This is a genomic window from Romboutsia sp. LXY-2 (genome assembly GCF_056171995.1).
On sequence record NZ_JBKFGI010000015.1, the window covers coordinates 73,604 to 97,342 of the forward strand.

Here is a 23,739-nt window from a genome sequence, read left to right on the forward strand (position 1 = left end):
TTACTAATATAACTGCTTATAATATTCCTCTTATTTCATCTAAGCTTTCTATTCCTTCTCTTTCCATATAGCTTTCTATTCCAGCTATTATATCAAGTCCTATCTTAGGATTAATAAAGTTTGCAGTTCCAACTTGGATACATGTAGCACCAGCCATTATAAACTCTATAGCATCTTGCCAAGTTGTTATTCCACCCATTCCCATTACAGGTATATTTACAGCTTTACATACCTCATGAACCATTCTAAGGGCTATTGGCTTTATAGCTGGTCCTGATAATCCTGCATATATATTTTCAAATACAGGCTTTCTTTTATTTATATCTATAACCATAGCTTTAAAAGTATTTACTAAAGAGATACCATCTGCACCTTCTTCTTCACATACCTTTGCCATTCCAACTATATCTTCAGCATTTGGTGATAACTTTACTACTAATGGTAAATCTGTAACTTGTCTTACAGCTCTTACTACTTCTCTTGCAACTTCATTTTTTATACCAAAAGCCATTCCCCCAGCTTTTACATTTGGACAAGATATATTAAGTTCTATCATATCTACTGGTTGGTCGTTTAGTAATTTAACACCTTCTATATAATCTTCTAATGTTCCACCACCTACATTAGCTATTCTAACGAAGTCTAAGTTTTTGAAGAATTGTAATTCATTATCTATAAAACCTTGTACACCAGGGTTTTCTAGCCCTACACTGTTCATCATTCCAGATGGAGTTTCACACACTCTCATACCATCGTTACCTGGTCTAGCATTTAATGTAAGTCCTTTACTACTTACTCCACCTAACTTTTGTATATCATAAACTTCATTGTATTCTTTTCCAAATCCAAATGTTCCCGATGCCATTACTACTGGATTTTTAAAATCTATATTTCCGAATTTCACATTTAAATTAGCCATTAGAAAATCACGTCCTCTCCCCAGAACACTGGTCCATCTTTACAAGTCTTTTTATTTCCAAATTGTGTCTTACAAGTACATACTAAACAAGCTCCTACGCCGCAAGCCATGTGATTTTCTAAAGATACCATTATTTTAGTGCTTGTGCCTTCTACCATCTTAACTAACTTCTCCATCATTGGTGTTGGTCCACAAGTTAATATATAATCGTATTTTTCTACATCTAATATGTCTGTTACAAAAGTATTTCCTATTGCAACATGAACCTCATTACAAACTTCTTGATATTCTTTTTCTAATATCGCTTCGTTTCTAAATCCTAAATAAGCATCACAGTTTTCTAAATTTTTAGCAACTAAGTATAACGGTGCTACACCTATTCCTCCACCTACTAAAGCTATTTTTCCTTCTACTTTTTCGTATCCATTACCGTATGGTCCTTCTAACTTTATAGTATCATCTTCTTTTAGCTTACTTAGTATCTGAGTTCCTTCTCCCATAACTTTGTATAAGAAGCTGATGCTATTTTCATCTATATCATGTATACTTATTGGTCTTGATAATAGTGGGTATGTATCCCATGCTCTTAACATATAAAATTGTCCCATTTTACCGTCAAATTTACCTTCTACTCTCATTAGATACATATCTTCCCCTACGTATCTATTTTCTAGAATTTTATACATTTACATATCCCCCTCTGCTCTGTAAACTACTTTTCCGTCTCTTATTGTTAATAATACTTTACCTATAACTTTTTGCCCATCAAATGGATTATTTTTACCTTTCGATACAAATGTAGCCGTATCTATTACATCTTCTGCATGTTCATCTATTATTACTAAATCTGCTCTTAAGCCTTCTTCTATTAATCCTTGGTTTAATTTAAGAAGTTTTGCTGGATTAGCACTCATCATCTCACTTAATTTTTTAAGGGAGATGTTATTTTCTTTAAATACCTTATTTACCATTTGGAATGCTACTTCTATATTTGATATTCCAGGAGCTCCTTTTTCCTTGTCCTCACTTGTATGCGGTGCATGGTCAGTTCCTATCATATCTATATATCCATCTTTAATTCCTTGTATTAAAACTTTCATATCTTCTTCTTCTGCAAAGGATGGGTTTACTCTATATTCTAGCCCATATCCATATATATGGTGTGGACCTACTTCACAAGTAAAGTTATATCCTTCTTTTTTATATTTCTTTATTTCTTCAAGAGTATCTTCTAAGCTTATATGGCATATGTGTAAGTTTCCACCAACTTCTTTAAGAAGTTTTAAATCTCTTTCTACTATCATAAATTCAGGTTGGCAGTGAGTTAACACTTTAAAATCTAGTTCTTTAGATAATTTTAAAGCGTCTTTCATTATTTCTTCGTTGAATAATGTATATCCATCATCTGAGAATAAGTCTGTATACTTTCTCATATAAGGTATATCTATCATCTCTTCACCATCTAGATTTTTAGTTATAGCACATACTTGCTTAATATCACATAGGTCTAATTTTTCAGCTTTCTTAAGTACATATTCCATTACTTCTTTATTATCACAAACAGGCTTAGTATTTGCCATAGGGCAAAGTACTGTAAATCCACCTTTTAAAGCTGCCTTTTGACCTGTTTCTAAGTCTTCTTTATGTGTTAATCCTGGATCTCTTAAGTGTGTATGTAGGTCTATAAATGATGGCATAAGTGTATAACCTTCCCCATTTATAATTTCTATACTTATATTCTCAGGTTCTATATTTTCATTTATTTTAACTTCTTCAGTTATATTATCTATTGTTATACAATCATCTATTTTAGTTATTTTTCCTTCAGATAATAACACATCTTTTATCGTGTCTTGATTTGCATCTACGACTCTTACATTTCTAATCAGTATATTATTCATTTATGTCCACCCCTAGAAGTTTAGTTATTAATGCCATTCTTACAAACATTCCATACTTAGCTTGTTTGAAGTATACTGCTCTTTCATCATCATCCATATCTACATCAATTTCATTTACTCTTGGTAATGGATGCATAACTATCATATCTTTATTAGCATTTTCCATCTTAGATTTATTTAATATATAATAGTCCTTTAGTCTTTCATATTCTTCTTCATCGTCAAATCTTTCTTTTTGAACTCTTGTCATATATAAAACATCTAAGCTACCTATTACTTCTTCTAGGTTTGTAGTTTCATAATATGCATGACCTTGTATTGCTTCTTTTATATAATCAGGCATCTTTAATTCTTCTGGAGCTATAAATACAAACTTAGTATTTTTATATCTTGCCATTGCTTTTACTAAGGAATGTACTGTTCTTCCATATTTTAAATCTCCACATATTCCTATTGTGTGATTTTCTAAATTTCCTTTTAGGGTTTTTATAGTTAATAGATCTGTAAGTGTTTGAGTTGGGTGTTGATTTCCGCCATCCCCTGCGTTTATAAATGGTACTTCCGTATATTTTATTGCTTCTGCTGCGGCTCCTGCCTTAGGATGTCTCATAGCTATTACATCAGCATAATTTGATACTGTTCTTATTGTATCACCTAATGATTCTCCTTTTGATACAGATGATGAACCTGGTTCTGAGAAACCAATTACTCTTCCACCTAGTCTGTTCATTGCAGCTTCAAAGCTTAATCTTGTTCTTGTTGATGGCTCGTAAAATAACGTAGCCAGTAATTTACCTTCACATATACGGGAATATTTCGACGGATTGTCAATTATATTTTGAGCTAATTCTAATATTTCATCTATTTCTTTAACAGAAAAGTCTTCTGGTTGGATTAAATTTCTTGAATTTAACATATTATTTTCCTCCTTTTTTAGCCTCTCTGGACTAAATTTAAAAGTATTTTTATTCTTTGTAGTAGCTTATCATCTTTGCTATTTTATGTCAATAGATTATACCAATTTATTGAATCTAATTTAACAAATTAAACTTAACTCTAAAATAACGTTATTTAGTAAATTAATATACAAAAAAGACTGGTTCATAATGAATATGTAATCCATACGAAACAGTCTTATTATCGTCTATTATAAAACTCTCTTAGCCGTTACGAATCTTGGTCCGTAGTAAGAGTTGTTTATGTTTGCTACATGAACAGTTTGTCCTGGAGCTGGTGAATGTACCATGTTTCCTCCACCTACATATATACCAACGTGGCTAACTCCACCTGTACCATTTGTAGTGAAGAATACTAAGTCTCCTGGTTGTAAGTTTGCTTTGCTTACAGTTTTACCGTATCCAGCTTGTGCAGAAGATGTTCTTGGTAAAGATATTCCTGCTGCATTTCTGTAAACATATGATGTAAGACCTGAACAGTCAAACGCATTTGGACCTTCAGCTCCCCAAACATATGGAGATCCTATTTTTGAATAAGCTAGGTTAACAACTGCTTGAGCTAATGACGTATTAGATGATGGTGGGTTGTATGACCCATTATTATCTTGAGACGGCTTTGAACTCGTATTGTTGTTGCTTGAGCTATTGTTGCTTGAATTATTATTTGAAGTATTGTTGCTTGGTCTACTTGTAGTATTTTGAGTATTCGATTGAGTTTCATTTGAAGTTGCTTGAACTTCTTCTTCAACTTTCTCTATTACTGGAGCTTTATCAGATACGTATAATGAACTTACATATCCTTCTGTTTCTCCCTTTTTAACTTTTAACCATTCTCCATTAGCTTCTAATACCTTGAATGATGTTCCTACTGTTAATTCTTCTATTATCTCAGAATCTGTGTTAGCTTCTTTTCTGAAGTTTACTCTGTCATGACTAGTAAATCCAGTAGATTCTGTTACATCTACGTATCTAGATGGTAACCAACCTTCTGAATCTCCTATTTTAACTTTAACCCATTCCCCTTGAGTTCCTATAACTGAAAACTCTTCTCCTGAGTAAGCAACAGTTTGAACACTACCTTGTTCTCTTATTTTTACACCTACACCGTCTTTTACAACAGCTTTTTTATATGTAGTTTCTGTATATTCTCCTAAATCTAATATATCATTTGATTTAGTATCATTATTTTCAACTTGTTCATTATTAACTTCATCTGCATTTGCGATCGAGCCCATAGATAATGCTACAACCGACGCAAACATCGGTACTAATATTTTTCTCTTCACGATATTTCCTCCTAAAAATTCACCATAAGTTTTCTTACGTGCTATTTTACAGGTTAAACTCAGTTAGGATAAAATACTAATACACAAGATTTTTGTAAATTCTTTTGTAACTTATTTGTAATCTATTCATACCTTTTTTGTAGTAATCTTATATTAAGAAAAGGTGTTTAAATTTACATCTTGTATAAAAACATTTAAATAATTAATCAAATTAATTATTATATCCAATTCGTCACCTAAATATACCTTTTTTTATAATTATACCCTTAAATTGGGTTATTGTAAAGGTTTTTGTGGTTTATTCGTGGTGATTTCAGGCAATTTACGCATATTATGCGTTTTTTTTATGCCCTTAAATATCGTTTTCCATTTTTTGTTTATTTTTATAAATTAATAAAAAACATTTAATATAGTATCTAATTATATAAATTCGTTACAATTTGGTCATATTTTTTAGATAATATATAGATCATGATTTATTAAAAATAGTTTATACATAAAAAATTCGCTTCGCTCATGTCGCCAACGACTCCGTCCGTTTCTCAAAAGCTTTTTTAAGCGACTACGTCTGCGATTTTATTTTACTTAAGATTAGTGCATTGGTATCACTTGCTTACATGAATTATTCACAGACTTTGAACTATCATAAATTTCTTATACGTAAAAAAGGTATGAAAATAAATATTTTCATACCTTTTTATTATTAAGCCATAGCTACTTCTTCATTTTCATTTTTAGCTAATACACTTTCAGGTGTATCAGTATACCATCCTCTTAACTTCATAGCATCTGATACTCTCTTTATAGACATCATGTATGCTGCTGTTCTCATGTCTACATTGTATTCTTTAGATAAAGCCCATATTTCTTCGAAAGCTTTAATCATTACTTTTTGTTGTTTTTCTTGAACTTCTTCAAATGTCCAAGTATATCTCATTAAGTTTTGTACCCATTCGAAGTAAGATACTGTAACTCCACCACTGTTAGCTAATATATCAGGTACTACAGTTAATCCTCTTTCAAAGAATATAGCATCAGCTTCTGGAGTAGTTGGTCCATTTGCTCCTTCAGCTATTATCTTAGCTTTTACATTAGCTGCATTTTTAGAAGTTAATTGGTTTTCTAATGCACATGGCATTAATATATCTACTTCTCTATCTAATACATTTATATCAGTTGGCTCTGCACCAGGGAATCCTTTAACTCCTCTAGTTCTCTTAACGTATTCCATTAAAGCCTTCATATCTATTCCATTTTCATTATATATATCACCAGTATGGTCACCTACTGCAACCACCTTAGCTCCAAACTCTTCTATATACATACCAGCAAAGCTTCCAACGTTTCCGCATCCTTGAAGCCCTACAGTAACATCATTTACATCTATTCCTAATTTCTTAGCTGCTTCTAAAGCCATTGTTGCTACACCAAATCCTGTAGCTTCAGTTCTAGCTAAAGAACCATAGAAATCTACTGGCTTACCAGTAAATGTTCCTGGAGAGAATTGTCCTGTTACTTCAGAATATTCATCTAACATCCAAGACATTATTTGTCCATTTGTATTAACATCTGGAGCAGGTATATCTTCTTTTTCTCCTATTATTGGAGCTATAGACTTAGCAAATCCTCTTGATATTCTTTCTAATTCCCCTTGAGAATATTCATTAGGATCGATGGCCATACCACCTTTACCTCCACCATAAGGTATTCCTACTACTGAGCATTTAAATGTCATCCACATAGATAATGCTTTTACCTCATCTATATTTACATCTGGATGGAATCTTAAACCACCTTTGAAAGGTCCACATGCATTATTATGTTGAGATCTGTATCCAGTAAATGATTTTGTTGATCCATCATCCATTTTTACAGGGAATGATACTTCCATAACTCTCATTGGATTTTTTAATATCTCATATACTGCTGGATCTGTTCCTAGTTTATCACATGCATTTTTTATTTGAGATCTTGCAATTTCAAATACATTTAAAGTTTTTTCTGCCATTTTAAAAGCCCCCTTAATAAAATACTCTATTCTACACCCCTCGCTAAGGAAAATGTTTTTTTCTTAGCTTACACCATGATTATAGCACACTTATTTCGCATTTGTGTTGTTAAAAAAATGTTTATTGTTTTACTAAGCACTTTGGTTATTTTTGTTATTTTTGTTAAGTCAAATCGCAAAAAACAAACCTCCATTTATATTTTTTAAAGTTGTTACTTTTAAAGTTATATATTTTTTTTCATTTATAAATATCATAATTTTTATTGCATAATATTAAATAGTTATGCATTTTATATCTGCTATAATTTAAATTATTATTATATCTATTAATAACTATATTTAATAACAAAGTATTTCATATTTACTTTATTTTATTTCTTATATTTTGGCTTATTGTTAAGGCTATAATTATATAGTAATTTTTGTCGAAAAATATAAAGCGTTATAATTATAAATTAATTGTTATCTTTTACAAATTTTGTTATAATGTTACTGAACAAATTTAATCATAAAGGGAGGATTTTGAGATGGCTTACATAATAAATGATGCTTGCATAAGCTGTGGTGCTTGTGAAGCTGAATGTCCAGTTAGCTGTATATCTGCTGGAGATGACGCATACGTTATAAACGGAGATGCTTGTATAGACTGTGGTTCTTGTGCTGGAGTTTGTCCAGTTGACGCTCCACAACCAGAATAATTTTGTATAAAAAACTGATATGGTAGATTTAATCTACTATATCAGTTTTTTTTAATTTCAAATAAAAAAGTCATAAAACACGAGTTTTATGACTTTTTATATATTTCTATTACTCTGATTCTTTCATTAAATATGATAGAGTAAATAAACTTTCTGTTAAGTTAACATTCTCTACTATTACATCAGACGGAACTTCTAGGTCTAATGGAGCAAAGTTCCATACTCCTTTAACACCAGCTTCCACGATTCTATTTACTAGCTCTTGTGCACCATTTTTAGGTATACATAATATAGCTATATCAATTTCATTCTCTTTTATAAATTCTTCGATTTTTTCCGAATCTAATATCTCGAATTCCCTTATTTTTAAACCTATCATTCTAGGATTAGCATCAAATAGTGCCTTTATCTCGAATCCAGCTTTTCTAAACCCTGAATAGTTTGCAATAGCTTGTCCTAGGTTCCCAGCTCCTACTAGTATTGCTTTATAAGTTCTATCTAATCCTAATATCTTTCCTATTTCATTGTATAAGGCCTCTACATTATATCCATATCCTTGTTGACCGAATCCCCCAAAGTTGTTTAAATCTTGTCTAATTTGAGAAGCTGTAAAACCTATAATATCACTTAATTCTTTAGATGATATTCTTTGTATATCTCTATCCAATAAATCTCCAAGATATCTATGATATTTTGGTAGTCTTCTTATAACCGCCATTGATATGTTTTTGCTTGCCATATTCTCACCTCCATGATTTCAGTTCTATTTAATTAGTATTTTTTAATTTGTCAAACATAATACATATATCCTTGATTATATTATATCAAAACATTATAATTTTAGATAGTTCAAGGAGGTAGAAATTTATGATTGTTTTGTCGTGTAATAACTTAAATAAAAGTTTTGGAATAGATTCTATATTAGAAAATGTTAGTTTTACAGTAAATGAAGGAGATAAAATAGGTATTATCGGTGTTAATGGTACTGGTAAAACTACCTTATTTAAAATAATATCTGGTATTTATGGATACGATAGTGGAGATATATACACTTCTAAAGATTGTGAAATAGGATATTTGGAGCAAAATACTAACTTCCACTCTGATAAAAATATATTAGATGAAGTTTTAGAAGTATTTAGAGACTTAATTGATATGGAAGCTTACCTAAGAGAATTAGAAATAAAGATTTCTAAGGAAAGTACTAATTCAGATTCAAAAGACCTTAATAAACTTATGGATGAGTATGCTCACAAATTAGAATTATTTTCAGATATGAATGGTTATGGCTATAAATCTGAAGCAAAGGGTGTACTAAAAGGTCTTGGTTTTAGTGATGATGATATGACTAAACCTATAAGTATTTTATCTGGTGGTGAAAAAACTAGAGTTCTTTTAGGTAAACTTCTATTAAAGAAGCCTACTCTATTATTATTGGATGAGCCTACTAACCATTTAGACTCTGATGCAATAGAATGGTTAGAAGTCTTCTTAAAACAGTATAGAGGTACTGTTATTTTGATTTCACATGATAGATACTTCTTAGACCAAACTGTAAATAGAATATTTGAAATTCATAATAGAAGATTAAAAGCTTATAACGGAAATTATTCTAATTTTATAGTTTCTTCTGCTATAGAAAAAGAAATTGAACAAAAACAGTATGAAGATCAACAAAAGGACATAAAAAAACAAGAAGAATCTATAGAAAGATTAAAGGCCTATGGTAGAGAAAAACATCTTAAAAGAGCCAGAAGTAAGGAAAAAATGCTTTCTAAGGTAGATGTTTTAGACAAGCCTGATGGCGATAGAAAAAGAGCTAGGATAGAGTTTAATCCATCTGTTACCAGTGGAAATGACGTACTACAAGTTAGTAATGTCTCTATGGGATATGGAGAGAGAATATTATTCAAAGATCTAGACTTAAATATATATCGTGGTGAAAAAGTCGCTCTAATCGGACCTAATGGTATTGGTAAATCTACATTATTCAAAATTTTAACAGATGAACTTGCACCTTTATCTGGTGATATTAAATTTGGTACAAACGTGCATGTTTCTTATTTCCACCAGGAACAAAAAACTCTAAACTTAGAAAATACTATTATAGATGAAATTTGGGATGATAATAAGTACTTAACACAAACACAGATAAGAAGTATGCTAGGAGCATTCTTATTTGAAGATGAAGAAGTCTTCAAAAAAATATCTACATTAAGTGGTGGAGAGAGAGCTAGAGTTGCAATATTAAAGCTTATTTTATCTAAATCTAATTTCTTATTATTAGATGAACCTACTAACCACTTAGATATAGACTCTAAAGAAGTTCTTGAAGAAGCTTTATTAAGCTATACAGGAACTATATTTACTATATCTCATGATAGATATTTCCTTAACACTGTAGTTGATAAAATCTTAGTATTAGATAATTCAGGGGTTACAGAGTATCTTGGAAACTACGATTACTACATAGAAAAGAAAAGACAAGCACAAGAAATGAGTATTGTAGAAGTACAAGAAGAGAAAACTAAGACTCAAGTTAAAGAAGAAAAAAGGAAAGAAAGAGAACAAAGAGAATTAGAAAAGAAAAATAGAGTAAAAATTCAAAAGCTTGAAAAGGAAATCGAGCAAACAGAACAAGGTATAGAAGAATTAGATGTACTTTTATGCAAAGAAGAGGTTTACTCAAATCCTGAAAAAGCTAAAGAAGTCAGTCAAGAAAAAACAAATCTAGAAAATAAGTTATCTTCTCTATATGAAGAATGGGAAGAACTAATGTAATATTGGAAAGTTTATATAGATATACATAGTATTTTTGTTATGATATTATGTATATCTATAATTTTGTATATTGGGTGGTGATTTTGTGCGAGATTTATTTTCTCGAAATGATGAGAACAAAGTATTTTACAAAATGCTTATATCTTTATGCATTCCTATAATTGTACAAAACCTAATATCCACTTCTGTTAATATAATAGACACTGTAATGATTAGTAGTTTAGGGGAAGCTTCTGTTGCAGCTATTGGTATAGCAAATCAATTTTTCTTCTTATTCAACATGTCATTAACTGGAATTACAGGTGGTGCAGGTGTATTTATTTCTCAATTCTATGGAAAAAAAGATATTAAAAATATAAGAAAGGTTACAGGATTAAATACTATATTAGCTCTTATATTAAGTTGTTTCTTTTTTATACCAGCTTTATTTTTACCTAAAGTTATAGTAAATGTATTCTCTCAAGACCCAGAGGTTGTAAAACTATGTATCGAATACTTTATGGTTATAGGGTTCTGTTATCCTCTAATAGCTGTAAGTACTGTGTTTAGTATGGGTTCAAGAAGTATAAGAAATCCTAAATTAGGTATGTTTTGTAGTGCAATAGCTTTACTTACAAACCTAGTATTAAATTACGGATTAATATTCGGTAATTTTGGACTTCCTAAATTAGGAGTACAAGGTGCTGCAATAGCAACGGTATTAGCAAGAATTATAGAATTATGCTTAATACTTGGATATGTGTATATAGTTAAAAAAGATTATGTCTTAAAGTTTACATTAAAGGATGTAAAAGCTTTAGATATGTCATTTGTTAATTCATTTTTATCTAAGGGTTTACCTATATTCGTAAATGATACTACATGGGCAATTGGTACTGTGTTATACTCTGTTGCTTATTCTAAAGCTGGTACTTCAGCTATAGCTGCAAGTCAGATAGCTACAAGTACAGGTAACTTCTTTATTATGACAGCTGTATGTATAGCTATTGGTGGATCAATAATGCTAGGTAATGAACTTGGTGCAGACAGAATAGATAGAGCTATTGTATATGCTAAAAAATTCTCTGCTTTAGTTTTCTTAGTTGGCTTAGTATTTGGAGGATTACTGATAGTAAATATTCCTCTTTTATTAAAGATATTTAATGTTCAACCACACTTAGTAGCTGATATTAGCAAAATCTTCGTTATAATGGGTGCAGTTCTTGCTCTTAGATCATTTAATACGTTGATAATAATAGGTGTTTTAAGAAGTGGCGGAGATACAAAGTATGCGCTATTCTTAGAGTTAGGATGTATGTGGTTAGTTTCTTTACCTCTTACGTTTATAGCAGCTTATTACGGTACTCCTATTTATATTTTAGTATTGTTGTCTTATAGTGAAGAATTAGTTAAGTTTATATTTGGTGTTCCTAGAGCACTATCAAAAAAATGGGCAGTAAACTTAGTCAAAGAAATGGGATAAAAAAATATTCATGCACAGATTGGTCATGTAATTACCGCTCCGGGTTGGTATATTAGTTCTCTTCCATGCAGGCATGAAGCCGCCTGCAAATGTCAGTAGAACTTATATCATCAACCCTCCGCTAGATTAATTGACATCTTAGTGCATGAATGTTTTATGGTATAGTAAAATAAAAAAGCAAAATGTATCCTTTGCAAGGTACATAAAAATAACTAGCTATCAATAAGATGATTTCTGTATTTAACAGGAGTCATCTTATTTTTATTCCACTGATTTCACTCGATATTGTACAATACTTTGGTGTTGCTATTTTACCTTTATTTATCCCCTGCCCCTAACTATAGATATATCATAGTTGTCGATAAACTAAAAAAGTCCAGTTTGTCTAATATATAAAATTAAATTTCTTTTAAAAAAATATATATACTACGCTACTTGATAAAAATATGTAAATTCCTTGAAACTTTTTCCATATATAAGTAGTCTTATATATGAAACTTTTGTTAAGGAGATTGTTATGATAAAAAATAAATTTATACCAAAAGTTAATATTTTTAACAATTCTAAACATTACTCTAATGAAGAATTATTAATAATTAAATCTCAACATGGAGATGATTTTGCTTTTGAAAAACTAATAGATTCTTATGAAGAATATCTTTACAAAATGGCTTTTTTATATACTAAAAATACGCAAGATGCTTTAGATATTTATCAAGAAACTGTATTAAAAGCATATTTGAATATATCTAAGTTAAAAAATATTAACTATTTTAAATCTTGGATAACTAAAATACTAATAAATAATATTCATTCAATTTACAAGAACTTTAATTTAGTTGAATATGACTTTAATGAAAATATTATTACCGAATGCTCTTATATTGATATAGAAGAAAAGTTGGATTTATATGATGCAATTGATATCTTAGAAGAAAAATATAGAACGCCCATTATATTGCAATATTTTTATGATTTAACTATTAAACAGATTTCAGAAATAACAAGTACAAACGAAAGCACTATAAAAACAAATATAAGGAGAGGAAAAATAAAAATGTATGATATTTTAAGGGGGGATTACCATGTCTAAGTTTGATGATATCAAAATTCCTGAGAATATAAAATTAGAAACTAATAAAACAATTCAAAAAGGAAAACTTATAAAGAAAAAACATAAGTTTAAATATGTTAAGATTGCATCTATATTTATTTTTTCAGCAACTATATGTATTGGAACTTTAAGTTATTCGTCGGCAAATAGTACACTATTTGTTAATGATTTATTTGAAAAACTTGATTTTGTAATCAATCATCCTAAAAATTACTCTACTTATTCTGAAAATATGGGTCTATCTAAAACTATTAATGGGGTTACATTTACAATTGATGATGTTGTTTATGATGGCCATCAAATAAACCTTACATACACTATAAAATCTCAGAATAAACTCCTTCATCAAAACAGTGGTTTTTATAAGGATAAATTATTTACAGATGAAATATTAACTGTACGTAATGCTACTGTAGTTAAAGGTCATACTGTAGGAGGTGAGTATGTAGATGAATATACGTACACTTTTATGCAATCTTATAATATAAATTACAAAGGTAGAAAAGCTCCTAAAGAACTTAAAGTGGATTTTGTTTTAAATAAGATTTTTACATATTCTGATTCTGGTAACATTGAAAAATCTGTAAATGAAACTTTTGACTTTAAATTTAAGTTAAAACCTAACGTGCCTGCTACGGTTATAGATGTTAATGAAACAAAAGATGGACTTACAATAAAGTCATTAGAAATAACACCTTATAGTACAAGTGTTAATGTAGAGTTTCCTGAGTCTTTAATATCTAATACTAATGGTAAAAAACCTTCTATAACATTATCTTCCAAATATATAGGTAGTCTTCCTTCTAAAGTTTATGATGAGTTGTTAGATGAGAATACATACCGAGTAAAGAGAGGCGTTGTTTATGATAGTGTGGTTAATGATAATGTATATGGTATAGGAAATCCTAATTCTAATGATTATGTAATTGTTAAATTCAGTGATTTTAATAATCAGTCTACTTCGGATGTGACAGAGTTTAAAATAAAAATAAAATAGAAAACACTAAAAAATCTATCATTTTCATAAACTAACAATTTTAAATGTAAGTGGTAATGCAAATAGTTTTTGCTCATATAATTTTGTGGACTATAGTATATTTATTTTAGTATGCATAAAAGTCCCCTCTATAATAGACTTTTTTAATCGTCTATTATAGAGGGGACTTTTTGCTCAGTATCGTCCTTTGTTATTTATTTTTCGTTTATTTTCAGGTTTGGTACTGCGTTAAGACTCATGTCGTCTCTTCTTCCTTTAATGTAGTTGTAGTATCCTGCACATCCTATCATTGCTGCGTTGTCTGTACATAGTACTAATGGTGGATATTTAACATCTACATTGTTCGCTTTCCCTAGTTCTGTTATTTTTTCTCTTAGTGCTGAGTTGCATGCAACTCCTCCTGCTAGAGTTACTGTGTTGTATCCTTTTTCTTTTGCTGCTTTTATAGCTTTACTAGATAAAACATCTACTATAGCTTCTTGGAATGATGCACATACATCTTCTACTATTATTTCTTCATTTTTCATTTTCTTAGCATTTAGGTAGTTTAGTGCTGCTGATTTTAATCCACTAAAACTAAAGTCGTATCCTTCATCTTTGAAAGCTCTTGGGAAATCTATAGCTTTTTTGTTTCCTTCTTTAGCTAATCTATCTACTATTGGTCCACCTGGATATCCAAGTCCCATAGCTCTAGCTATTTTATCAAAGGCTTCTCCTGATGCATCATCTCTTGTTCTACCTAATATTTCGTACTCTCCATAATCTTTTACTTCTACTAAGTGAGTGTGTCCACCAGAAACTATTAAAGTTATAAATGGTGGTTTTAAATCTTTATGTTCAATATAGTTTGCACTTACATGACCCTCTATATGATTTACACCTACTAAAGGTTTATTTAATGTATAAGCAAGAGCCTTAGCATGAGATAACCCTACTAATAATGCTCCTACTAAACCCGGACCATATGTTACTGCAATATGATCTATATCATTTAATGTAATATCAGCTTTTTCTAAAGCTTCTTCTAATACGCTATCTATATTCTCTATATGTTTTCTAGATGCTACTTCTGGAACTACCCCTCCGAACTTTTTATGTAGATCCATTTGAGTATTTATGATATTAGATAATACTTCTCTACCATTTTTTAATACTGCTACAGCTGTTTCATCACAGCTACTTTCTATAGCTAAAGTTATTATATCCTTCATGCCTACACCGCCTTTACATCATTCCACATTATCATAGCATCTTCTTTGTTATCACTATAATATTCTTTTCTTATACCAGCCAATTTAAATCCATATTTTTTATATAAATTTTGAGCTACAACATTAGATACTCTTACTTCTAATGTCATTGATACAATATTATTTTCTCTACAAAGCTCTACAAGTGCTTTTACTAGCTCATCACCTATTTTTTTACCTCTATAATCACTATGAACAGCTACATTTGTTATATGACCTTCATCCACAACAAACCATATGCCTACATAACCAACTACTTTTCCATCTATTTTTGCTACTAAGTATCTTGCAACATCATTTTTTAATTCTTTTGCAAAAGCATCCTTTGACCAGTGATGCTCAAAACAGTTTTTCTCAACTTCAAAAACTCCATCAATATCTTTTGATGTCATTCTTTCTATAACTAAATTATTTTCCATCTTGTAACCTCTTCATCTTTTCATCATATTGAACTTCTGCTTGAGATTTTCTAATATAAACTGGATTTATACTGTAGCAGTCATGAGTATTTATATTATTTTTATATTTATCCATTGCTACAACACATAAACTACTTGCCTTGCTTACATTATGAGATGATGCAGGTATGTGTATATTATCAACTTCATTTAATTTATCTTCGTATTTATATACAGCTTCTCCAACTACTATCCATTCTTCATTAGTAGCTTTTAGCTCTTCTATTAAATCATCTATTTCTACAACATCTATGCTCTTTAGCTCAACTAATTGTCCATTTTCATATTTATATTGTCCCATATAAACCTGAGTTTTTTGAGCATCTAATATAGCGCATATTTTCTTCTCACATAAATTCATATTACCTGCTAATAACTCTAATGAGTTTACTCCTACTATAGGTAATTTGTTAACATGAGATATAGCTTTCGCAGTAGACATACCTATTCTAAGACCCGTAAACGAACCTGGTCCTTCACAAATAGCAATCATGTCCATTTCATTAATATTTATATCACTTATCTTAAGCATATTTTCTATCATTAACATAAGCTTTTGAGAGTGAGTCTTTTTAGTATTTATTGTGTACTCACAAATTAATTTATTATCTTCTACTACAGCTACACTTGCAGCTAACGAAGAAGTGTCTATTCCTAATACTTTCATTATTTTGTCAGCTCCTCAACTATTCTTTCGTATTTTTCTCCAACTGGGTTTAATATCATTTCTCTTCCCATATCTTTATATCTTAATTCTATGTGTAAATATTCATCTGGTAATATATCTTCTATTAAATTTGCCCATTCTATTATACATACACCTTCACCATTTATATACTCATCGTATCCAATATCATACATTTCATCACTACTTCCGATTCTATAAACATCAAAATGATATAATGGCATCTTACCTTCATACTCATTTACAATCGTAAATGTTGGGCTAGTTATATAATCATCAACTTCTAAAGCTTGTGCTAAGCTTTGTGTCATAGTAGTTTTTCCCGCACCTAAATCACCTACTAAACATATAACACTACCTGGAGTTAATAAAGTTCCTAGCTTATATCCAATTTCCTTAGTTTGTTCTTCTCCGTCTAAATATATTTTAATCATATTTTCATCTCCATTAATTTTTATCCGCTAGATATTATTATATTACAACCCTCACCTATTATAAAGTCTTTGTAATTATAATCTTATCTAATATTGTTGACTTTTTAATATATTCAATTACATTTCTGCAAAAAATAATACATCGCTAAATCTTATTCTATGCTACTATTACTTGAGGAGGTATTGATATGGAGAATTTTAAAGTTTTAACAAATGAAAATTATAATGATGTAAAAAAATTATGTGAGAATATTTGGGATGGTAACGACTATGTTCCTGATATATTTCACAAATGGGTAGCTGAAAAAGAAGGGTGCTTCATGGGGCTATTTGAAGGTGATAAACTTGTTGGTTTAGGCAAATACACAGTTCTAATAGATAGACAAGGATGGTTAGAAGGCTTACGCATTCATCCAGATTCTAGAGGTAAGGGCTATGCTAACTTAATCTCTGATAAATTATTAAACATAGCTAAAGAAGATTTAAAAAACAACATAATCACTAACATTGGAATGTGTACTCACAAAGACACCACTGCCAGCATACATATGATGACTAACCGAGGCTTCAACTTAGAACAAAGTTGCATGCTTGTTTTTAAAAATATAAATAACATAAACAATAACCTATCCCTTGAAAACTTTGATGCAAAAACTTGGGACATATCTTACGAAGACTTAATAGAACTAGATTATTTTAAAAACTTCAACAATAAAATAGTACATGGATTTACATATATAGACCTATGCAAAGACGTGTACAATGACTTAGTAACTAACAATAGCCTAATCAGTGTTAATGGCTATAAAGCTATCCTTAAATCTAAATCAGATTTCGTATCAATAATGTGCCTAGACGAAAACATAGATAGCATAAACACTATAACAGACTATTGCCTTTTAAAATACAAGTGCAATGAAATAGACATCTGTCTAACTTGCTCTAACTCACAACTTATTAAAGATTTAAAATCACACAACTTCGAATGCTTAGATGAATTCGAAAATGACTGCCTATATTTTGTATATAGATAACTAACGCTATTTAATAGAACTTATTCTATATCAAATATATAGTTAAAAAAATAGATTATTTTAAAAATAAAAATTTTACTCTACGGAGTAAAATTTTTTTATTTTTCTTCTCCATTTCCACAGTGAAACTAAAAAAATTTTGAGATGGATTTAGCGAAGGGTAATATATAATAGTTCAAATGCCATTTGCAAGCACGTTTCTCAGCTTGCATGGCATAGAACTATTATATATTACCCGGAGCGCCAATCCATCTCAAAATTTTCCAGTTCTTACTTATTCAACACTTTTTCTGTTTTTTTGTATAGCGGTACTGTTAATAATGCCATTAACGTTGCCTTCAGCACATTAAATGGTGCTATCATCCATACTATGAATGACATCTTATCAGATATTGCAGGGTTAATAGCTGCTCCCATTGAAACTACTGCTTCTGTTGACCATCCTACCATCTCATAAGCTGGTAATATTATAAAGTAGTTAGATAAACATCCTGCTATAGTCATTACTACTATACCTAATAAAAGACCTTTTATTACTGAAGATAACTCTCTTTTACTTCTATACATAACTGAAACTGTAAGCACAAAAGATCCACCTATTAAGAAGTTTGCAAACTCACCAACTCCTCCTGTTGTAGACATTCCTGTAACAACTTGAAGTAAGTTTTTAATAAATGCTATTGTAAGTCCAGCCCATGGTCCTAATCCCATTCCACCTAATAATGCAGGTAAATCTGATACATCTATTTTTAAGAATCCTGGAAATAACGTAGGTAGCGGAATAGATATAAACATTAGTATATATCCTATAGCTGATAATATCCCTACCTTTACTAGTGTTGATGTTGTAAACACCTTATTACTTTTAATACTTTGTTGCATAATTTGCATCCTCCTAATTTTTATAAATATTAGGAAAAACAAAAAGCTCGAAGACTTCATCTTCGAGCTTATATATGGATATAGTTTTATAACTATAAAAAATTCCAAACGTTAAAATAAATCCATAACTCTCTTCTCTCATCCAGACTTTACTGTCGGCCTTGGAATTTCACCAAGTCATACTGCCTAAGCAGTTCGCGGGCTATACCGCCGGTAGGGAATTTCACCCTGCCCCGAAGATCTTCGTTAGCTATTTAGTTTTCCTTTTACAATTATATATTATTAAATTCCGAATATATTGTCAACTAAATCTACCATAAAAATTTTTCTTACTGTATTAAATTAATTTATATCAATCTTTATTTTGAATAAACAACTTTACCGTCAATTATAGTATATAACACATTACTTTGTAATTCTAAAGGACTATTATCCCATATTACTATATCTGCATCTTTACCTATTTCTATAGAACCTACTTTATCTTCAATCCCAAGTGCTTTTGCTGGATTTATTGTTATGGCTTCTAATGCTTTTTCTTTGTCCATACCATGTTTAACAGCAATTCCTGCACACATAGGAAGATATTGAACTGGAATTACAGGATGGTCAGTCATTATAGATACCTCTAATCCTGCATTTGATAATATTCCTGCTGTATCAAAAGTTAAATTCCTAAGCTCAATTTTTGATCTTTCAGATAGTGATGGACCTACTATTACAGGGTATCCTTCTTCTGCTAACTCATCAGCAATAAGGTGACCTTCAGTACAATGATCTAAAGTAAGTTTTAAATCAAACTCTTTGGCTATTCTTATAGCTGTAAACATATCATCTGCTCTATGAGCATGAACTTTAAAAGGTATTTCTTGTCTTAATACTGGTATTAAGCTTTCCATTTTTATATCATACTCTGGCTTATCATGATCTTCATGTTCCTCATATAACTCTATTTCATCTAAATATTCTTCTGCTTTTTTTAGATTTTCTCTAAGAAGAGCAGCTATTGCCATTCTTGTTTGAGGCATTTTTTCGTCTCTACCATAACAACTTTTTGGATTTTCTCCAAAAGCTATTTTAGAAGCAACAGGATTTTTTATTACCATTTTATCAATTCTTTTTCCTACAGTTTTGATAGCTACACATTGTCCGCCCATAACATTTGCGCTACCTGGTGTAGTACAAACTGATGTTATTCCACCTTGTCTAGCTTCTAAAAAAGTATTATCCATAGGGTTAATACCATCTATAGGATTTAAGTGTGGAGTTATAGGGTCAGTTTCTTCATTACCATCTGCACCTTCAAATCCCATTCCATCTTCCCAAAGACCTAAATGCGTATGTGCATCTATAAATCCAGGGTATACATATTTACCCTCAACATCTATTATTTCTACGTCTAAAGGAGCTACTATATTATCTCCTATTTCTATTATTTTTCCATTTTCTATTAGAATATCACTTTTAATTACTCCATTAGTTATTGTATTTACAGTTCCATTTTTTATAAATAACATTTAATCTCCTCCTGATTAGCTCATTATATCTTCATAGATAGAGCTACTCTTTGTTTGTTCATATCTACACTAATTACTTTAACATCTACTACATCCCCTACAGTAACTATACTCATTGGATCCTTAACAAATGTCTTACTCATTTGTGACTTATGAACTAAACCATCATTTTTTATTCCGATATCAACAAAAGCACCAAAGTCTACTACGTTTCTTACAGTACCTTTTAGTACCATACCTTCTTGAATATCTTCTATCTTCAATACATCCGTTCTTAATATTGGTTTTATACCCTCTTCTCTTGGGTCTCTACCTGGCTTTTTAATTTCTGATATTATATCTTTTAATGTTACTTGACCAACCTCTAGTTTTTCACTTAAAGTTTTAAGTCCTATTTGAGCAACTTTTTCATCTATATCGTTTATATTTTTATTTTTAATATCATCTAAAGTATATCCTAGAATTTCTAACATATTTTTGCATATGTCATAACTTTCAGGGTGAACACCAGTGTTATCTAGTGGATTTTTGCCATCAAGAATTCTCATAAATCCTGCACATTGTGTGAAGGCTTGAGGTCCTAATCTTTTTACTTTCTTTAATTGAGCTCTTGAAGTAAAATCTCCATTTTCTTCTCTATAAGCTACTATGTTTTTAGCGATAGTTTTACTTATACCTGCTATATGCTCTAAAAGAGAATATGATGAAGTATTTAAGTCTACTCCAACGCTATTTACTGAGTCTTCAACCACTCCATTTAAAACATCTTCTAATCTCTTTTTATTTAAGTCATGTTGATATTGTCCTACCCCTATACTCTTAGGATCTATCTTCACTAACTCTGCAAGTGGATCTTGTAATCTTCTACCTATAGATATGGCACCTCTTATTGAAACATTTATATCTGGGTGTTCTTCGTTAGCAAGCTCAGATGCAGAATAAACAGATGCTCCAGCTTCATTTACAATTATATATTGAACTGGTCTATCTATTTCTTTTATCATATCTGAAACTATCTTTTCTGATTCTCTTGAACCTGTACCATTTCCTATTGCTATGATATCTACATTATGCTTTTCTATTAGCTCTTTTAACGTCTTTTTTGTACCTTCTACATTGTTTTGAGGCTCAGTTGGATAAACAGTAGTATAATCTAATAACTTACCATTTTTATCAACTACAGCAATTTTACACCCTGTTCTAAATGCAGGGTCAAATCCCATAACAACCTTATCTTTTACTGGTGGTTGAAGTAATAAACTCTTTATATTTTGTCCAAATACACTTATAGCACGTTCTTGGGCTATTTCTGTAAGGTGATTTCTTATTTCTCTTTCAATCGAAGGGAATATTAATCTTTTATAAGAATCATCTATTGCATTAACTATTTCTTCTTTATTTTTAAAGTTACTGTTATTTACATATTCATTTACTATGTGATTTATTACTTTATCGTTGTTTATTTCTAGCTTAACTCTTAAGAAATCTTCTTTTTCTCCTCTGTTTATTGCTAGTACTCTATGAGGTGCTATACTTTTTACACCTTCACTATATTCATAATACATATCGTATACTGATTTTTCATCTTTAGTATTTTTAGTAACAATAACACCTTCTCTTAAGGCAATATCTCTAATGTATTTTCTTATTTTAGCATCATCAGAAACAATTTCAGCTATAATATCTTTTGCCCCTTTTAAAGCATCTTCTACAGAATTCACTTCTTTTTCTTCATTTATGTAGTTGCTTGCTTCCACTTCTATACTTGCTATATTTTCCTTAAGTATTGATAATGCTAAATTTTCTAATCCTTTTTCCTTTGCAATAGTTGCTCTTGTTCTTTTCTTTTGTTTATATGGTGCATAAATATCTTCAACTTCTTGAAGTGTTTTTGCCTTTTCTACACTTTTAGTTATTTCCTCTGTAAGCTTTCCTTGCTCTTCAATAATTCTTAATACGTCTTCTTTTCTACTTTGTAGGTTTCTTAAATATATAAGTTTATCGTAGAACTCTCTTAAAGTTACGTCACTCATTTCACCTGTAGCTTCTTTTCTATATCTAGCTATAAAAGGTATTGTATTACCTTCATCTATAAGTTTGATAGTATTTTCTATCTGGCTATCTCTAAGGTTAAATTCATTTTTTAAAATCTCATTTATATTCATAATCTACCTCTTCAAATTAGTTTTGTGTATTTGCTCAAAATAAGGCTTAAGAATAAATTCTCAAGCCCTATTGTATCTACATTTTTGCCTTATTCATTTTTAAATACTCATTTATGAATAAATCTATATTTCCATCCATTACACTATCCACATTACCAATCTCAGCATTAGTTCTGTGATCTTTAACTAGCTTATATGGTTGGAATACATATGATCTTATTTGGCTACCCCAAGTTATTTGAGAATATTTACCTTGTAAATCCTCAATCTTCTCTTTTTGTTCCAATTCTTTTAGCTCTATAAGTTTTGCCATAAGCATTCTCATAGCTCTATCTTTGTTCATATGTTGAGATCTTTCATTTTGGCACTGTACCACAACTCCTGTAGGAATATGAGTTATTCTTACAGCTGAATCAGTTGTATTTACGTGCTGGCCACCTGCTCCAGATGCTCTATAAGTGTCTATCTTTAAGTCTGATGGGTTTATTTCTACTTCTATACTATCATCTAATTCTGGAGTAATATCTATAGATGCAAAAGACGTATGTCTTTTTCCTGATGGATCAAAAGGAGATATTCTAACCATACGGTGTACTCCTTTTTCACTTTTTAGGTATCCATAAGCATTTAATCCTTCGATAAGAATAGTCGCACTTTTTATTCCAGCTTCAGGGTCCGATATAATATCTAAAAGTTTAACTTTATATCCTTTACCTTCGCCCCATCTTATATACATTCTAAGAAGCATTTGAGCCCAATCCTGAGCATCTAAACCACCGGTTCCTGCATTTATTGATAATATAGCATTATTTTTATCATACTCTCCGCTTAAAAGAGTTTTAATTCTCATGTTATCAATATCTTTTTCAAGCTTGCTTATAGAATTTTCTATTTCTTTCTCCATAGAATCGTCATTTTCTTCTAATCCAATTTCTATTAGAATCTCGATTTCTTCTAAGGCTTCTTTTAACTTTTCATATTCTTCTACTATTTCTTTTAATGATTTATTTTCTTGAAGCACTTTTTGTGCAGCTTCATTATCATTCCAGAAATCTTGTTTACTCATTTTCTCTTCATATTCATCTATTTTTTGTAATAATGAAGCTATGTCAAAGAGAAACCCTCAATTCTTCTATATTTGAAGACATTGTCTCCATGCTGTTTCTATACTCTTGTATGTTTAACATTTAAA

General features: G+C 30.3%; 21 protein-coding genes and 1 riboswitch. Of the genes, 6 read left to right on the plus strand and 15 right to left on the minus strand.

Features of this window, described 5'->3' with window-relative positions:
* Nucleotides 1–16: 16 nt before the first annotated feature.
* From ACI48P_RS19260 to ACI48P_RS19285, 6 genes are all read right to left on the minus strand, one after another.
* Nucleotides 17–919, minus strand: coding sequence for a dihydroorotate dehydrogenase (locus tag ACI48P_RS19260; RefSeq protein WP_475218731.1), 903 nt, complete (start codon nt 917–919; stop codon nt 17–19).
* A complete protein-coding gene (locus tag ACI48P_RS19265) occupies nt 919–1,605 on the minus strand; it encodes a dihydroorotate dehydrogenase electron transfer subunit (protein WP_475218733.1) in 687 nt (228 codons plus the stop codon). Before ACI48P_RS19265 ends, ACI48P_RS19260 begins: the two co-directional genes overlap by 1 nt.
* A complete protein-coding gene (locus tag ACI48P_RS19270; RefSeq protein WP_475218735.1) occupies nt 1,606–2,820 on the minus strand; it encodes a dihydroorotase in 1,215 nt (404 codons plus the stop codon).
* On the minus strand, nt 2,813–3,736 hold the full coding sequence (gene pyrB / locus ACI48P_RS19275) for an aspartate carbamoyltransferase (RefSeq protein WP_475218737.1): 924 nt from the start codon (nt 3,734–3,736) through the stop codon (nt 2,813–2,815). Before pyrB ends, ACI48P_RS19270 begins: the two co-directional genes overlap by 8 nt.
* Nucleotides 3,737–3,967: 231 nt before the next feature.
* The gene (locus ACI48P_RS19280) at nt 3,968–5,062 is read right to left on the minus strand and encodes a C40 family peptidase (protein WP_475218738.1); all 1,095 of its coding nucleotides are present in this window, start codon (nt 5,060–5,062) and stop codon (nt 3,968–3,970) included.
* Nucleotides 5,063–5,765: 703 nt separating this feature from the next.
* Complete coding sequence (locus ACI48P_RS19285) at nt 5,766–7,070, minus strand: Glu/Leu/Phe/Val family dehydrogenase (protein ID WP_475218740.1); 1,305 nt, start codon at nt 7,068–7,070, stop codon at nt 5,766–5,768.
* A 527-nt stretch (nt 7,071–7,597) separates the two neighbouring features.
* On the opposite strand from ACI48P_RS19285, the gene ACI48P_RS19290 reads away from it, so the two are divergent.
* A complete protein-coding gene (locus tag ACI48P_RS19290; RefSeq protein WP_475218742.1) occupies nt 7,598–7,768 on the plus strand; it encodes a DUF362 domain-containing protein in 171 nt (56 codons plus the stop codon).
* A gap of 109 nt (nt 7,769–7,877) precedes the next feature.
* On the opposite strand, the gene ACI48P_RS19295 is transcribed toward ACI48P_RS19290, so the two are convergent.
* Nucleotides 7,878–8,507 (minus strand): redox-sensing transcriptional repressor Rex, encoded by a 630-nt coding sequence (locus tag ACI48P_RS19295; RefSeq protein ID WP_475218744.1) that lies wholly within the window; start codon nt 8,505–8,507, stop codon nt 7,878–7,880.
* Nucleotides 8,508–8,635: 128 nt separating this feature from the next.
* Here ACI48P_RS19295 and ACI48P_RS19300 point away from each other — a divergent pair, with 128 nt between their 5' ends.
* The 4 genes from ACI48P_RS19300 to ACI48P_RS19315 all read left to right on the plus strand — a co-directional run bounded on the left by ACI48P_RS19300 (nt 8,636) and on the right by ACI48P_RS19315 (nt 14,122).
* On the plus strand, nt 8,636–10,549 hold the full coding sequence (locus ACI48P_RS19300) for an ABC-F family ATP-binding cassette domain-containing protein (RefSeq protein ID WP_475218745.1): 1,914 nt from the start codon (nt 8,636–8,638) through the stop codon (nt 10,547–10,549).
* A gap of 85 nt (nt 10,550–10,634) precedes the next feature.
* Nucleotides 10,635–12,011: an MATE family efflux transporter gene (locus ACI48P_RS19305; RefSeq protein WP_475218747.1), complete on the plus strand. Its 1,377-nt coding sequence runs from the start codon at nt 10,635–10,637 to the stop codon at nt 12,009–12,011.
* Between the two features lie 517 nt (nt 12,012–12,528).
* Complete coding sequence (locus ACI48P_RS19310; protein WP_475218748.1) at nt 12,529–13,104, plus strand: sigma-70 family RNA polymerase sigma factor; 576 nt, start codon at nt 12,529–12,531, stop codon at nt 13,102–13,104.
* Nucleotides 13,097–14,122 carry a DUF4179 domain-containing protein gene (locus ACI48P_RS19315; protein WP_475218750.1) on the plus strand — a complete coding sequence of 342 codons (1,026 nt, stop codon included), beginning with the start codon at nt 13,097–13,099 and terminating at the stop codon, nt 14,120–14,122. The genes ACI48P_RS19310 and ACI48P_RS19315 overlap by 8 nt, the downstream gene beginning before the upstream one ends.
* Nucleotides 14,123–14,316: 194 nt before the next feature.
* Here ACI48P_RS19315 and tsaD read toward each other — a convergent pair whose 3' ends face one another.
* The 4 genes from tsaD to tsaE are packed head-to-tail and all read right to left on the minus strand — an operon-like array spanning nt 14,317 to nt 16,949.
* Nucleotides 14,317–15,333, minus strand: coding sequence for a tRNA (adenosine(37)-N6)-threonylcarbamoyltransferase complex transferase subunit TsaD (gene tsaD / locus ACI48P_RS19320; RefSeq protein WP_475218752.1), 1,017 nt, complete (start codon nt 15,331–15,333; stop codon nt 14,317–14,319).
* 2 nt (nt 15,334–15,335) lie between these two features.
* Complete coding sequence (rimI, locus tag ACI48P_RS19325; RefSeq protein ID WP_475218754.1) at nt 15,336–15,791, minus strand: ribosomal protein S18-alanine N-acetyltransferase; 456 nt, start codon at nt 15,789–15,791, stop codon at nt 15,336–15,338.
* Nucleotides 15,781–16,497 (minus strand): tRNA (adenosine(37)-N6)-threonylcarbamoyltransferase complex dimerization subunit type 1 TsaB, encoded by a 717-nt coding sequence (gene tsaB / locus ACI48P_RS19330; RefSeq protein WP_475218756.1) that lies wholly within the window; start codon nt 16,495–16,497, stop codon nt 15,781–15,783. Before tsaB ends, rimI begins: the two co-directional genes overlap by 11 nt.
* Nucleotides 16,497–16,949 (minus strand): tRNA (adenosine(37)-N6)-threonylcarbamoyltransferase complex ATPase subunit type 1 TsaE, encoded by a 453-nt coding sequence (gene tsaE / locus ACI48P_RS19335; protein WP_475218758.1) that lies wholly within the window; start codon nt 16,947–16,949, stop codon nt 16,497–16,499. The genes tsaB and tsaE overlap by 1 nt, the downstream gene beginning before the upstream one ends.
* 188 nt (nt 16,950–17,137) lie before the next feature.
* On the opposite strand from tsaE, the gene ACI48P_RS19340 reads away from it, so the two are divergent.
* Nucleotides 17,138–17,983 carry a GNAT family N-acetyltransferase gene (locus ACI48P_RS19340; RefSeq protein ID WP_475218760.1) on the plus strand — a complete coding sequence of 282 codons (846 nt, stop codon included), beginning with the start codon at nt 17,138–17,140 and terminating at the stop codon, nt 17,981–17,983.
* Between the two features lie 270 nt (nt 17,984–18,253).
* On the opposite strand, the gene ACI48P_RS19345 is transcribed toward ACI48P_RS19340, so the two are convergent.
* The 4 genes from ACI48P_RS19345 to prfB form a co-directional block, all read right to left on the minus strand.
* Nucleotides 18,254–18,865, minus strand: a complete 612-nt coding sequence (locus ACI48P_RS19345; RefSeq protein ID WP_475218762.1) for an ECF transporter S component — start codon at nt 18,863–18,865, stop codon at nt 18,254–18,256.
* Nucleotides 18,866–18,991: 126 nt separating this feature from the next.
* A riboswitch (FMN riboswitch) is annotated at nt 18,992–19,110 on the minus strand.
* 114 nt (nt 19,111–19,224) lie between these two features.
* Entirely contained in the window at nt 19,225–20,382 is a 1,158-nt protein-coding gene (locus ACI48P_RS19350) for an amidohydrolase (RefSeq protein WP_475218763.1), read from the minus strand.
* Nucleotides 20,383–20,405: 23 nt separating this feature from the next.
* Nucleotides 20,406–22,547, minus strand: coding sequence for a Tex family protein (locus ACI48P_RS19355; RefSeq protein WP_475218765.1), 2,142 nt, complete (start codon nt 22,545–22,547; stop codon nt 20,406–20,408).
* A gap of 76 nt (nt 22,548–22,623) precedes the next feature.
* A protein-coding gene (prfB, locus tag ACI48P_RS19360) for a peptide chain release factor 2 (RefSeq protein WP_475218767.1) occupies nt 22,624–23,734 on the minus strand; the annotation gives its coding sequence in 2 pieces (ribosomal slippage) (nt 22,624–23,658 and nt 23,660–23,734; 1,110 coding nt in all).
* Nucleotides 23,735–23,739: the final 5 nt, after the last annotated feature.